The 13,899-nt window shown below is 54.8% G+C and carries 13 protein-coding genes; 9 read left to right on the forward strand and 4 right to left on the reverse strand.

Going from position 1 to position 13,899, the window contains the following annotated elements; genetic code table 11:
- Positions 1 to 40: 40 nt before the first annotated feature.
- Together qseC and qseB are read right to left on the reverse strand one after the other, a co-directional pair.
- The gene (gene qseC, locus N5923_RS01885; protein ID WP_267141772.1) at positions 41 to 1,393 is read right to left on the reverse strand and encodes a quorum sensing histidine kinase QseC; all 1,353 of its coding nucleotides are present in this window, start codon (positions 1,391 to 1,393) and stop codon (positions 41 to 43) included.
- Positions 1,390 to 2,052, reverse strand: coding sequence for a quorum sensing response regulator transcription factor QseB (qseB, locus tag N5923_RS01890; protein WP_267141773.1), 663 nt, complete (start codon positions 2,050 to 2,052; stop codon positions 1,390 to 1,392). The genes qseC and qseB overlap by 4 nt, the downstream gene beginning before the upstream one ends.
- A 216-nt stretch (positions 2,053 to 2,268) precedes the next feature.
- Here qseB and N5923_RS01895 point away from each other — a divergent pair, with 216 nt between their 5' ends.
- Positions 2,269 to 2,664, forward strand: a complete 396-nt coding sequence (locus tag N5923_RS01895; RefSeq protein WP_267141774.1) for a YgiW/YdeI family stress tolerance OB fold protein — start codon at positions 2,269 to 2,271, stop codon at positions 2,662 to 2,664.
- A gap of 17 nt (positions 2,665 to 2,681) precedes the next feature.
- Here N5923_RS01895 and N5923_RS01900 read toward each other — a convergent pair whose 3' ends face one another.
- The gene (locus tag N5923_RS01900; RefSeq protein ID WP_267141775.1) at positions 2,682 to 3,575 is read right to left on the reverse strand and encodes a LysR family transcriptional regulator; all 894 of its coding nucleotides are present in this window, start codon (positions 3,573 to 3,575) and stop codon (positions 2,682 to 2,684) included.
- A gap of 104 nt (positions 3,576 to 3,679) precedes the next feature.
- Between N5923_RS01900 and budA the strand changes: the two genes are divergently transcribed.
- The 8 genes from budA to rbsR all read left to right on the forward strand — a co-directional run bounded on the left by budA (position 3,680) and on the right by rbsR (position 12,180).
- Positions 3,680 to 4,462, forward strand: a complete 783-nt coding sequence (budA, locus tag N5923_RS01905) for an acetolactate decarboxylase (RefSeq protein ID WP_267141776.1) — start codon at positions 3,680 to 3,682, stop codon at positions 4,460 to 4,462.
- Between the two features lie 20 nt (positions 4,463 to 4,482).
- Positions 4,483 to 6,162: an acetolactate synthase AlsS gene (gene alsS, locus N5923_RS01910; protein ID WP_267141777.1), complete on the forward strand. Its 1,680-nt coding sequence runs from the start codon at positions 4,483 to 4,485 to the stop codon at positions 6,160 to 6,162.
- Positions 6,163 to 6,368: 206 nt separating this feature from the next.
- On the forward strand, positions 6,369 to 6,788 hold the full coding sequence (rbsD, locus tag N5923_RS01915) for a D-ribose pyranase (protein WP_267141778.1): 420 nt from the start codon (positions 6,369 to 6,371) through the stop codon (positions 6,786 to 6,788).
- A gap of 7 nt (positions 6,789 to 6,795) precedes the next feature.
- A complete protein-coding gene (rbsA, locus tag N5923_RS01920) occupies positions 6,796 to 8,307 on the forward strand; it encodes a ribose ABC transporter ATP-binding protein RbsA (RefSeq protein ID WP_267141779.1) in 1,512 nt (503 codons plus the stop codon).
- Positions 8,304 to 9,275 carry a ribose ABC transporter permease gene (gene rbsC / locus N5923_RS01925; protein WP_267141780.1) on the forward strand — a complete coding sequence of 324 codons (972 nt, stop codon included), beginning with the start codon at positions 8,304 to 8,306 and terminating at the stop codon, positions 9,273 to 9,275. Before rbsA ends, rbsC begins: the two co-directional genes overlap by 4 nt.
- 28 nt (positions 9,276 to 9,303) lie before the next feature.
- Positions 9,304 to 10,179 (forward strand): ribose ABC transporter substrate-binding protein RbsB, encoded by an 876-nt coding sequence (gene rbsB / locus N5923_RS01930; RefSeq protein WP_267141781.1) that lies wholly within the window; start codon positions 9,304 to 9,306, stop codon positions 10,177 to 10,179.
- Positions 10,180 to 10,243: 64 nt separating this feature from the next.
- Positions 10,244 to 11,173: a ribokinase gene (gene rbsK / locus N5923_RS01935; protein ID WP_267141782.1), complete on the forward strand. Its 930-nt coding sequence runs from the start codon at positions 10,244 to 10,246 to the stop codon at positions 11,171 to 11,173.
- A 5-nt stretch (positions 11,174 to 11,178) separates the two neighbouring features.
- The gene (gene rbsR, locus N5923_RS01940; RefSeq protein WP_407704362.1) at positions 11,179 to 12,180 is read left to right on the forward strand and encodes a ribose operon transcriptional repressor RbsR; all 1,002 of its coding nucleotides are present in this window, start codon (positions 11,179 to 11,181) and stop codon (positions 12,178 to 12,180) included.
- Here rbsR and mdtD read toward each other — a convergent pair.
- Positions 12,177 to 13,580: a multidrug transporter subunit MdtD gene (gene mdtD, locus N5923_RS01945; RefSeq protein WP_267141784.1), complete on the reverse strand. Its 1,404-nt coding sequence runs from the start codon at positions 13,578 to 13,580 to the stop codon at positions 12,177 to 12,179. The two genes, rbsR and mdtD, sit on opposite strands and share 4 nt — an antisense overlap.
- Positions 13,581 to 13,899 lie beyond the last annotated feature (319 nt).

The raw sequence follows: 13,899 nt of genomic DNA on the forward strand, positions 1-13,899 counted from the left end.
CTCGCCGCCCGGGGCCGATAACGGCTCCGCTGGAGTGTTGTTACCAGCTGACTGTCACCACAAATCCCCCCTCAGCCCGATTGCTAAACTGCGTCTGCATACCATGCAGCTGGGCAATATTACTGACAATTGATAACCCGAGGCCGCTGCCCGATTTCTCCTGGCCTGGCGGGCGATAGAAGCGCTCACCAATCCGTAGCAAATCCTCTTCACTGACACCCGGCCCATTATCGGCGACGCTGAATGCGTGCTGATGCAGATTAATCGCTATCGTACTGCCCGCCTGGCTGTAACGAATGGCGTTATCCAGCAGGTTACGCACCATCAGCGCCAGCAGCAGCGGGTGGCCATCGCGTGATACGGCGTTATCCGGCAGCTGCAAAGTGATGTCGACCCCGGCCTGCTGCGCTTTATGGTAATGGTCAATCACCCCCTGCTGTAACAGCTGATGCAGATCGACGCGCTGACTCTCCGCCAGCGCCGCTTCGGCATCCAGTCGTGACAGGGTTAATAGCTGATCCACCAGCCGCGTGGCGCGATCGATACCGGCATCAAGATTAGTTAGCGCATGTTGACGCATCTGCTCATCGTCGTGCGCCAGCTGCACCACTTCGGTTTGTACTTTTAGCGCCGCCAGCGGGCTGCGCAGCTCGTGGGCGGCATCGGAGGTAAAGCGTCGCTCACGCAGCAGCATCTGGTTAATACGGGCAAACAGCGTATTAAGCGCATCGACGATTGGCCGCACTTCCTGCGGCAGATGCGGGGTGGTTAACGGCGAACCATCATCCGGCTGGCGCTGATGAAGCTGAGTGGCGATGCGTTTTAGCGGCGACAGTTCGCGGGTAACCAGCCAGAACAGCAAAATCAGCATCACCGGCAGGGCAAACAGCCACGGGGTTAAGTTGGTCTGCACGATATCGCGCGTCATATCATCGCGATACTCCCACTCCTGGCCGACCACCACCACATAACGGTGATCGGGCGTCGCCAGCCACACCATGCGCCAGCGGTCGTCATCATCGCGCAGCCTGCCATCACTAAAACCATCGCGCTGATAGTAATGAAACAGGAAGTCTTTGCCATTATCGCCGTCGTTCATCACCATCTGGCCGTCGCGGGTAAATACCGCAAACGCCAGCGCATCATCTTCCTGATCGCCGCGATGATGGCGCAGCAGTTTTTTGGTTTTCGGCAGGGATTGCGGCTGCTGGCTGAGATCTTCCGGGTTAAGGGTGGCGAGGCGTTTGGCAAACAGCATCTGCTGGGTATCAAACAGTTCGTTGATTTTATCGCGCGTCTGGTACCAGGATTCAACGCTGGCGGCGCCCCAGCACAACAGGGTCAGCATAATAAAGCCGATAATTAACCGCAGACGCAGACTTATCCGCTTCATGCCACGGCTCCCAGCGTATAGCCGACGCCATGCACGGTGCGGATAAAGTCGCTGCCCAGCTTTTTACGCAGATGATGAATATGCACTTCCACCGCATTGCTGGAGACATCATCATCCCAGCTGTACAGCTTCTCTTCCAGCTGAGCGCGTGTCAGTACGCGACCGGCATTCAGCAGCAGCAGTTCAAGGATCGCCAGCTCGCGCGATTTTAATACCAGTGCTTCGCCGTTCAGCGTTACGGTGTGTGCGCCAGGCTCCATTACCACGCCGCCATGTTGCAGGGTCGGTTGCAGCTGGCCATGGCGCCGGCGAATCAGCGCCTGCAGTCTTGCCGCCACTTCGCTCAGGGCAAACGGCTTACACAGATAGTCATCCGCACCCTGTTGCAGACCCTGCACACGCTGCTCCAGCGCATCGCGCGCGGTCAGAATCAGTACCGGCACATCCTGGCCGTTCTGGCGCCACTGGCGCAAAATATCCAGCCCGTCGATATGCGGCAAGCTGAGATCCAGCACTACAGCGTCATAAGGCGCCGCTTCCAGTGCCGCTAACCCCTGTTTGCCGGATAAAAACCAGTCGACGCTAAAACCCATTTTAATTAATCCGGCTTTAATGCCATCGCCAATCAGGCGATCGTCTTCGATTAATAAAATTCTCATCAGCGTCTCTGTTCCTCAGGTGATTAACCGCAGTTATACGGAATCACAGGGCGGCTTGTACAGGCTAATACGCGCAAAATCGGCTATTTAGCGCAGGATAAACAAATAAAGCGTGATGACCTGAGTTCTTAAGATCCTGTTAAGAACCCTTTGCTTTAATAGCTACCGAAGACAACTTACTACTGCAAACCCGCAATGGAATATAAGGTGAATAATATGAAAAAGACCGCCGCTTTATTAGCTATCGCCGCTCTGGTCTCTACTCCGGTGCTTGCTGCCACTCAGGGTGGTTTTGTTGACCCGAACGCACCGGCAGCCTCAGTGCAGAAAGGTGGTTTCTCTGGACCGAACGGCAGTGTGGTCACGGTTAAACAGGCGCAGGATTTGAAAGATGACAGCTGGGTGACGCTACGTGGCAATATCGAAAAGCGTATTGGTGATGAGGATTACACCTTCCGTGACGCATCCGGCACCATGACGGTGGAAATTGACCATAAACGTTGGGAAGGGCTGACCGTATCACCCACTGATAAAGTTGAGTTGCAGGGCGAGCTGGATAAAGACTTCAACTCGGTTGAGCTTGATGTAAAACGCGTCAGCAAAATTCAGTAACCCGTAACAGGCCAGTATTAGCTGGCCTGGTTTTGCTTTTCCAGCGTCTGGATCAGACTCTGCACCGACGCCGAACGATCCCACTTGCGCCATGCCAGTGCAATATCGCTGGTCAGCGCCGGATCGGCACTATGGTGAAAGCTGACATTGGGTGAACTGATGCAGCATAACGATGCCGGAACAATGGCGAAACCAAAGCCGGCCGCCACCATACTGATCGCCGAAGAGATTTGCGGCGACTGCGGTCCGGTCTGCGGCTGAAAACCGCTGCGCAGGCAGGCGCTGATAATCGATTCATACAGGCTCGGCGCCACGTCGCGCGGAAAGGTGATCATCGGCGTATCCATCAGCTGCGCCAGCGATAACGTGCCGCTGCTGCTGAGCGGATGGGTCGCGGGCAACACAATCCGCATCGCTTCACTGGCTATTATCTGCAGATTAAAGGCTTTGCTGCTTTCACACGGCAAACGCACAAAGGCCGCATCCAGTAATCCCTCCTGTAAATCATGCATCAGCGCCGCCATATTGGCCTCGCGCGGCAACAACGTCATCGCCGGATAGCGTGCCTGAAACTGGCGCAGCAGGCTGAAGATTGCCGGATGAAAAGCAATTGAACAGGCAAATCCCAGTGACAGCTGTCCCGAGACGCCGCGCGCAATCCCTTTTGCTTTCTCCAGCGCATTACCGGTCAGTTCAAGGATCTGCCGGGCATCATTATAAAATGCTGCGCCCGCTTCGGTTAACTCAACGCCACGCGTCAGCCTTTTCAGCAATGGCGTACCAATCTCCCGCTCCAGCCGCAAAATTTGCTGGCTTAGCGGCGGCTGAGACATACCCAGCATTTCCGCCGCCCGGGTGAAGTTGCGGGTTTGCGCGACCGCCACAAAATAACGCAGATATCGTAATTCCATATCGAAAACGTCTCAAAGTGGGGGGAGTTCTATATTGGAATGCGAAGCTGAATCGAGTCAATATACAGTTAACGTTTTCTAATACTTTATCCCGGAGGAATACAATGAAGGATAACGTAACTGATTGTTTCTGTGCTGATGAGCTCACGGCAACCCTTTCTGCTTTGCAACAGGAAAGACCAGAAAGTGTTATCTATCAGACCTCACTGATGAGCGCCCTGTTGAGTGGCGTCTATGAGGGCAGCACCACGATTGGCGATTTGCTGAAGAAAGGTGATTTTGGCCTCGGCACCTTTAATCATCTGGATGGCGAGCTGATTGCTTTTGATCGCGAGGTCTATCAATTGCGTGCAGACGGATCGGCCAATAAAGCGCGCCACGATCAACGCACTCCGTTTGCGGTTATTACCTTCTTTAATCCGCAATATCAGCACCGTTTCTCACAGCCTGCCAGCCGTGATGAGGTGCATCAGGTAATTAACCAGCAGATTAGCTCGGACAACCAGTTTTGCGCGCTACGCCTCGAAGGCCACTTTTTGCAGGTCGATACCCGCACTGTGCCCTGCCAGCACCGCCCGTATAAACCGATGATGCAGGCGGTAGAGGAACAACCCACCTTCCATTTTAATCAGCGTAATGGCGTGCTGATCGGTTTTCGCTCGCCGCGCTATATGCAGGGCATCAATGTCGCCGGTTACCACGAGCACTTTATTACCGACGATCGACAGGGCGGCGGCCATGTTCTCGATTACCAGCTGCAACAGGGCACGCTGACCTTCGGGGAGATCAGCAAGCTGGTGATTGATCTGCCAGATGATGAGGATTTCCTGAAGGCCAACCTGAACCCCACCGATCTTGATGATGCTATTCGCAGCGTTGAGAGCTAATTACCCGAAAAGGAGAGCAGATGAAAACGGCAACTGAGATTCAGCAATGGACGCATGGGGCAGACCTGGTGGTGGCACAACTCGAAGCGCAGGGGGTGAAGCAGGTATTTGGTATCCCGGGCGCGAAGATCGATAAAGTGTTTGATTCACTGGTGGACTCTTCCATCGAAACCATTCCGGTGCGTCACGAGGCCAATGCGGCGTTTATGGCCGCCGCAGTGGGCCGTTTAACCGGTAAAGCCGGTGTGGCGCTGGTCACTTCCGGTCCTGGCTGTTCCAATCTGATTACCGGCATGGCCACCGCCACTTCTGAGGGCGATCCGCTGGTGGCGATCGGCGGTGCGGTAAAACGCGCCGATAGCGCGAAACAGGTGCATCAGAGCATGGATACCGTCGGCATGTTTCAACCGGTCACCAAATATGCGGTTGAGGTGAATTCCCCTGATGCGCTGGGCGAAGTGCTGTCGAATGCCTTTCGCAGCGCGGAACTGGGCCGTCCGGGCGGCGCTTTTGTCAGTCTGCCGCAGGATATTATTAATCAGCCGGTCAGCGGTAATGTACTGAAGCACAACGGCAATCTGTTACTCGGTCCGGCGCCGGATAGTGCGATTGATGCCGTTGCACGCGAAGTGGCCACGGCTAAAAATCCGGTGATTCTGCTCGGACTGATGGCCAGTCAGCCGGAAAATGCCGCGGCGCTGCACCGGTTGCTGGAGCGCAGTCATATTCCGGTCACCAGCACTTATCAGGCGGCGGGCGCGGTTCGTCAGTCACACTTTTCCCGTTTCGCCGGCCGGGTGGGCTTATTTAATAATCAGGCTGGTGACCGTCTGCTGCGACAGGCCGATCTGATTATCACCGTTGGTTACAGTCCGGTGGAGTATGAACCGGCTATGTGGAATAGCGGTCATGCCACGCTGGTGCACATTGACGTCCTGCCGGCAGATACCGACAACTGCTATCTGCCTGATGCCGAACTGGTGGGTGATATCGCCGCCACCCTCGATAAACTGGCGCTACGTATCACCTCACCGCTGCATCTGAGCAGCGCCTCAGCGGAAATCCTGCAGGACCGTCAGACCCAGCGTCAGCTGCTGGCGCTGCGTGGTCATCAGCTGGATCAGTTTGCCCTGCATCCGTTACGGATTGTGCGCGCAATGCAGGACATTATTAACAGCGATGTCACCTTAACCGTGGATATGGGGAGTTTTCATATCTGGATTGCCCGTTATCTCTACAGCTTCCGCGCGCGCCAGATTATGATCTCTAACGGTCAGCAAACCATGGGCGTTGCTTTGCCATGGGCCATCGGCGCCTGGCTGGTGGATCCGAGCCGCAAAGTGGTGTCTGTTTCCGGCGACGGTGGCTTTATGCAATCCAGTATGGAGCTGGAAACCGCCGTGCGGCTGAAAGCCAATATCCTGCATATTATCTGGGTCGATGATGCTTACAATATGGTGGCGATGCAGGAAGAGAAAAAGTATCAGCGGGTTTCCGGGGTAAAATTTGGCGCTATCGATTTTAAGACTTACGCCGAATCATTTGGCGCCGCCGGTTTCGCGGTCGACAGCGCGCAGGCGCTGGAACCCACGCTGCGCAAAGCGATGGATATTGCCGGTCCGGCGGTGGTGGCGATACCGGTCGACTATGCCGATAACCATCTGCTGATGGGGCAGCTGCATCTGAGTCAGATTCTCTGATTCAGCATAGTTAAGCTGGCGGCCGCATGCTGCCAGCTCAGCCAGATGTGGCCCTGATTACCGTGCATTCGTGGGCATAAGCCAAATTATTTCCGTCGCCAGCGAAACGTTTCGATGGCGATCACAATTTCATCATATCCTCGTTGTGTTCCTCTGCGCTTTTTTTACACTCCCGATCAGCGAAACGTTTCGCTCTGGAGTGAAAGATGAAAAAAGGCACCTTACTGAATTCTGAAATTTCTTACGTGGTTTCCCGCCTCGGTCATACCGATAGCCTGGTGATCTGCGATGCCGGTTTACCTGTTCCGACAGGCCCGCAGCGTATCGATCTGGCGCTGACGCACGGTATTCCCAGCTTTTTGCGGGTCGCTGAAGTCGTAACCAATGAGATGCAGGTAGAAAGCGCCATCATCGCGGAAGAGATGAAGCAGCATAATCCGCAACTTCATGACGAACTGGTCGCTCTGCTCGAAACATTGCAACAACTTCAGGGAAATACCATCAGTATCCGTTACACCAGCCATGAACAGTTCAAACAACAGACTCAGCGTAGTCAGGCGGTCATTCGCAGCGGAGAGTGTTCTCCGTATGCGAATGTCATCCTGGTCGCTGGCGTGACCTTCTGAGGCTGGTATGCAACCGTTACTGCAACTGAAAGGCATCGATAAATCCTTCCCGGGCGTAAAAGCGCTCTCCGGTGCTGCGCTGGCGGTTTATCCTGGCCGCGTAATGGCGCTGGTGGGGGAAAACGGCGCCGGTAAATCCACCATGATGAAAGTGCTGACCGGCATCTATAGCCGTGATGCCGGATCGCTGTTATGGCTGGGCAATGAAACCCACTTTAGCGGCCCGAAAGCCTCGCAGGAAGCCGGGATTGGCATTATCCATCAGGAACTTAACCTGATCCCACAGCTCAGTATCGCGGAGAATATTTTCCTCGGTCGTGAATTCGTGAACCGCTTTGGCCGTATCGAGTGGAAAAAGATGTACCGCGCCGCCGATGCGCTGTTGCAGCGTCTGAACCTGCGTTTTAACAGCCATAAGCTGGTGGGTGATTTGTCGATTGGCGATCAGCAGATGGTGGAGATCGCCAAAGTCCTTAGCTTTGAGTCAAAAGTGATTGTGATGGACGAGCCGACTGATGCGCTGACCGACACCGAAACCGTGTCACTGTTTCGCGTAATCAATGAGCTGAAAGCGCAAGGTTGCGGCATCGTCTATATCTCGCACCGGATGAAAGAGATTTTTGAAATTTGCGATGACGTCACCGTGTTCCGCGATGGCCAGTTTATTGCCGAGCGTACGGTGGAGAGCCTGAGCGAAGAGTCGCTGATCGAAATGATGGTGGGCCGCAAGCTGGAAGAGCAGTATCCGCGTCTGGATAAAGCGCCGGGCGAGGTACGCCTGAAAGTAGAAGAACTCAGCGGACCTGGCGTCGACAATATCAGCTTTACGCTGCGCAAAGGCGAAATCCTCGGCGTGGCTGGCCTGATGGGCGCCGGACGTACCGAACTGATGAAAGTGTTATACGGCGCGCTGCCGCGTACCAGCGGCAAAGTGACGCTGAACGGACGTGAGGTGCTGACCCGTTCGCCGCAGCAGGGTCTGGCGAACGGCATCGTGTATATCTCTGAAGATCGTAAACGTGACGGCCTGGTACTGGGGATGTCAGTAAAAGAGAATATGTCGCTGACCGCGCTGCGCTATTTCAGCCATGCCGGTGGACGTCTGAAGCATGCGGAAGAGGCGCAGGCGGTGGGCGACTTTATCCGGCTGTTTAATGTGAAAACACCCTCAATGGAACAACCAATTGGTCTGCTCTCTGGCGGTAATCAGCAGAAAGTGGCGATTGCCCGTGGGCTGATGACCCGCCCGCAGGTATTAATTCTCGATGAGCCGACGCGTGGCGTGGACGTTGGCGCCAAAAAAGAGATCTATCAGCTGATTAACCAGTTTAAAGAAGAAGGGCTGAGCATCATCCTGGTGTCGTCCGAAATGCCGGAAGTGCTCGGGATGAGCGATCGCATTCTGGTGATGCATGAAGGCCGTCTGAGCGGCAATTTCCCGATTGAACAGGCCACACAGGAAGCCCTTATGGCTGCAGCCGTGGGCAAGCAACACAGCGAGGAGTTAGCACATTTATGAGTACGCAAAGTTTACCCGCACGCCGTCGCCTGATTAGCAAAGCGTGGCTGCTGGAGCAGAAATCGCTGATAGCCCTGATTGTGCTGATCGTTATCGTTTCCAGCCTCAGCCCGAATTTTTTCACCGTTAATAACCTGTTTAATATTCTGCAGCAGACGTCGGTCAACGCCATTATGGCGGTAGGCATGACGCTGGTGATTTTGACCTCCGGCATCGACCTGTCGGTTGGCTCGCTGCTGGCGCTGACCGGCGCGGTGGCCGCCTCGCTGGTGGGGCTGGAAGTGAATGCGCTGGTGGCGGTGGCCGCTTCGCTGGCGCTCGGCGCTTTTATCGGCGCGATTACCGGCACCATTGTCGCCAGAGGCAAAGTGCAGGCGTTTATCGCCACGCTGGTAATGATGCTGCTGTTGCGTGGCGTCACCATGGTTTATACCAACGGCAGTCCGGTCAATACCGGTTTTGACGCCAATGCCGACCTGCTGGGCTGGTTTGGCATTGGTCGTCCGCTGGGTGTGCCAACGCCGATCTGGATTATGGCTGTCGTCTTTGTGCTGGCGTGGTACATGCTGCATCACACCCGTTTAGGGCGCTATATCTATGCGCTCGGCGGTAACGAGGCGGCAACCCAGCTCTCCGGCATCAATGTTAACCGGGTGAAAATCATTGTCTATTCGCTGTGCGGCATGCTGGCGGCACTGGCGGGTAGTATCGAAGTGGCACGCCTCTCTTCGGCCCAGCCAACGGCGGGTACCGGTTATGAGCTGGATGCGATTGCGGCGGTAGTGCTGGGCGGTACCAGCCTGGCGGGCGGTAAAGGACGCATTGTTGGCACACTGATCGGTGCGCTGATCCTTGGGTTCCTGAATAACGGACTGAATTTATTAGGTGTTTCTTCTTACTACCAGATGATCGTTAAAGCAGCGGTAATTTTGCTGGCGGTGCTGGTAGACAACAAAAGCAGTAAATAACTCTCTATCCCCGGACAGGAAATAAAAAATGAAAAAACTGACTGCACTTGCCGTATTACTTAGCGCCACCCTGAGCGCTAATGCGCTGGCGAAGGACACCATTGCTTTAGTGGTGTCCACCCTGAATAACCCATTTTTCGTTTCACTGAAGGATGGCGCACAGAAAGAAGCGGACAAACTGGGCTATAACCTGGTAGTGCTGGATTCACAGAACAATCCGGCGAAAGAGCTGGCGAATGTGCAGGATCTGACGGTTCGTGGCACTAAGCTTTTACTGATCAATCCAACCGATTCTGATGCAGTCGGTAACGCGGTGAAAATGGCCAATCAGGCCAATATCCCGGTAATCACCCTCGACCGCGTGGCGGCGCAGGGCACGGTAGTCAGCCATGTGGCGTCAGATAACCGCTTTGGCGGCAAAATGGCCGGTGACTTTATTGCTAAAAAGCTCGGTGAAGGCAGCAAAATTATCGAACTGCAGGGACTTGCCGGGACTTCCGCCGCGCGCGAACGTGGCGAAGGCTTTAAACAGGCTGCCGATGCGCACAAATTTAATATTCTTGCCAGCCAGCCTGCTGACTTTGACCGTACTAAAGGTCTGAACGTGATGCAGAACCTGCTGACCGCTCATCCTGATGTGCAGGCGGTGTTTGCCCAGAACGATGAGATGGCGCTGGGTGCGCTGCGCGCATTGCAAACCGCAGGCAAATCTGATGTGGTTGTGGTTGGTTTCGACGGTACCGATGACGGTGTGAAAGCGGTTGAAGGTGGCAAGCTGGCCGCGACCGTTGCGCAAATGCCAGAGCAGATCGGGGTTATCGGCGTGCAAACCGCGGATAAAGTGCTGAAAGGCGAGAAAGTCAGAGCGATCAATCCGGTAGACCTGAAGCTGGTCACCCAATAAATCAAAGAAAAGCAGGGCACCGCGCCACCTTTTCCGGTGGCGCACTTTTCAGGATGTTTTACATATGACTAAAACCGGTAAACTGGCTGTTCTTGGCAGCATCAATGCGGACCATATCCTCAACCTGGCGCAGTTTCCACGTCCGGGCGAAACGGTGATCGGTAAGCAGTATCAGATCGCGTTTGGCGGCAAAGGGGCGAATCAGGCGGTGGCTGCCGGTCGTAGCGGCGCGGATATCGCGTTTATAGCCTGTGTTGGTGAAGATGATATTGGCGAGCGGGTGCGTCAGCAGTTGGTGAAAGACCGTATTGATATCACGCCGGTGGAGGCGATTGCCGGGGCTTCAACCGGTGTGGCGCTGATTTTCGTCAATGCTGACGGTGAAAACTCCATCGCGATCCATTCCGGCGCCAATGCGGCGTTAACACCGGAGCGGGTTAGCCGCCATCAGCAAACTATTGCCGATGCTTCGGCCTTGCTGATGCAGCTGGAGTCCCCGCTGGATAGCGTGCTGGCCGCCGCGCGTATTGCGCAGCAACATCAGACTCAAGTGATCCTTAATCCCGCCCCGGCGATACCGCTCTCCGATGAGCTGCTGGCGCTGGTGGATATGATTACGCCGAATGAAACCGAAGCCGAAATCCTTACCGGCATTCCGGTCCGCAACGATGAAGATGCCGCCCGTGCCGCTGCAGTGTTGCATGGTAAGGGCATCAGTATGGTGCTGATTACGCTTGGCAGCCGTGGCGTCTGGCTAAGTGATAACGGTCAGGGGCAGCGTATTGCCGGTTTCCGTGTCACTGCCGTCGATACTATTGCTGCGGGGGATACCTTTAATGGTGCGCTGATCACCGCGTTGCTTGAACGGCAGCCGATGGATCAGGCAGTGCGCTTTGCGCATGCAGCAGCGGCGATTGCCGTTACGCGCCCAGGTGCGCAGCCTTCTGTCCCATGGCGCGAAGAGATTGATCGCTTCCTGCAGCAGCAGAGGTAAGTATTCTGGCCACTATGAAAGATGTCGCCCGTTTAGCGGGCGTATCGACCTCGACGGTTTCTCACGTCATTAATAACAATCGTTTTGTTAGCGATGCGGTGCGCGAAAAAATTAATGCCGCCATCCAGCAGCTTAACTATGCCCCTTCGGCCCTGGCGCGTAGCCTGAAAATCAAACAGACCCGTACTATCGGCATGCTGCTGACCGCCAGCAGTAACCCGTTTTATGCCGAAGTGGTGCGTGGCGTGGAAAATAGCTGTTATCAGCGCGGCTACAGTCTGGTGCTGTGTAATACCGAAGGTGATGAAGACCGCATGAACCGCAGCCTGGAAACCCTGCTGCAAAAGCGGGTGGATGGCTTACTGATCATGTGTACTGAAAGTCATTTGCCTTCGGCAGAGATCCTGAATCGTTACCCGACTATTCCATCGGTGATGATGGACTGGGCGCCATTTGAAGGCGGCAGCGATATTATTCAGGATAACTCGCTGCTGGGTGGCGAGCAGGCTACCGCTTATCTGATTTCACGTGGTTATACGCGTATTGCCTGTATCGCCGGTCCTCAGGATAAAACCCCGGCGCGCATGCGCCTGGATGGTTACAAACAAGCGATGGCCAGCGCCGGATTACCGATTCTGCCGGGCTATATTGTTGAGAGTGACTTTGAATTTCAGGGGGGCTACAACGCGATGAATCAGCTGCTGGCGCTGAACCCGTTGCCGCAGGCGGTGTTTACCAGCAATGATGCGATGGCGGTGGGGGTCTATCACGCGCTGTATCAGGCCGGATTATCAGTACCGCAGGATCTTGCGGTGATTGGTTACGACAATATTGAGCTGGCGCGCTATATGACGCCGCCATTAACCACCATTCATCAACCCAAAGATGAGCTGGGCGCGCTGGCAATTGATACCATAATTAAGCGCCTTACCAATCCCGGCATCAGCAAACAACTGTTAGTGCTGACGCCGGAGTTAATCGAACGCGCTTCGGTAGGTGAAATTTAAGCGCCTTTTTTGCGTTTTTCTCGATTAGCAATCAGATGACGGCCATCACCCGGTTTTAATAACAAAAACACCAGCGCCGACAATATGGTGACTACACCCATCGTCAGGAAGGTTGCATGGAAGTGGTCAACGGTGGTGCCGTCGAAATTCTGATACATGCGCAGCACCGCGGCGCTGACCGCCACGCCAAAACCGATCGCCAGCTGTTGAGTCACGGCCAGCATGCTGTTACCGCTGCTGGCGTTCTCATCGGTTAAGTCCGCCAGCGTAATCGTATTCATCGCCGTAAACTGCGTCGACATCGCCATCCCCAGCACAAACAGCGGCGCCACTATCATTAATACGCCCATTCCCGGTGACTGTAGCGAGAAGGTGGTAATCAGTACGCCAATAATGCAGGTGATCGCCACCAGGGTTTTACGATAACCAAGCCAGCGCAGCACCTGGGTAACGGTAGACTTCGCCAGGATTGAACCCAGAGCGGCAGGCGCCATCATGCAGCCGGCGAGAATCGCCGAATAGCCAAAGCCAACCTGTAGCATCAGCGGCATCAGGAAAGGAATACAACCGGTGCCCAGTCGTGAAGCGATATTGCCGACAATGCCGACCGAGAAGGTGCGGGTTTTAAACATCGGCAGGCCAATCAGCGGCATCGGATGACGGCGCGCATGCCATATATAGAAGAGAAGCAGTAATACGCCTCCCAGTAACACCGCCGTGGCAATACCACCGCTCACAATCTGCTCGCCAAGCAGCTCAATACCGCTCGATACCAGCACCAGACCAAAACCAAACAGCAGGAAGCCGATGAGATCAAAGCGACGACGCGGTGTGGTGAAGTCCGGCATATATTTGCGGGCATAGATAATGCCGAGGATGCCTATCGGAATGTTAATCAGAAAGATCCAGTGCCAGGTGGCGTAAGTCACCATGACGCCGCCGAGTAACGGGCCAAGAATCGGGCCGACCAGGCCGGGCATGGTAACGAAGTTAAGCACCGGCAGCAGTTCACTGCGCGGATAAGCACGCAATAACGCCAGCCGGGCTACCGGCATCATCATTGCGCCGCCCACGCCCTGTATTACGCGGGAAATCACCAGCATGCTTAACGAACCCGATAGCGCACAGGCCAGTGACCCCAGCGTAAATAGCGACACCGCTGCAATAAACACTTTGCGCGTGCCGTAGCGGTCAGCCAGCCAGCCGCTAACTGGAATCAGCATTGCTACCGTCAGGGTGTAGCTGATAACCGCCGACTGCATCGCCAGCGGCGAACGATTAAGACTCTGTGCTATCGCGGGCAGAGCGGTGTTCAAAATCGTGGCATCCAGTGCCTGCATAAAAAACGCCATAGCAGCAATCCACGGAAGACCGGCCATGCTGCGTGCGGATTTGATCATGGAGCGTCCTTTTCTTCTTATTTAACGCGTTGGAGTGACGGGGAAAAACGCGTGACCCGTAAACATAACATCTTCCCGGCAGTCATTATTATCGTAAATTCCGGCTGCCAGGCTGAAAAACAGACGTAAAAAGGCTGTTTTTACACCATTTGTCGAAAATTAAACCGGTCAGTCATTTTTTTATAATAAACGCTTGTCACCCGCCAGAAATTCCCTATACTGCGCCTCCACTGACACGGAACAACGGCTTACACAGCGCGGTGTCAGGAGGTTCGGTAACACGAACCGCCGGAAGAAACCTTCAAAAAAAGGTTGACTC

The organism is Winslowiella arboricola, assembly GCF_025527015.1.
Taxonomy (GTDB): Bacteria; Pseudomonadota; Gammaproteobacteria; order Enterobacterales; family Enterobacteriaceae; genus Erwinia; species Erwinia arboricola.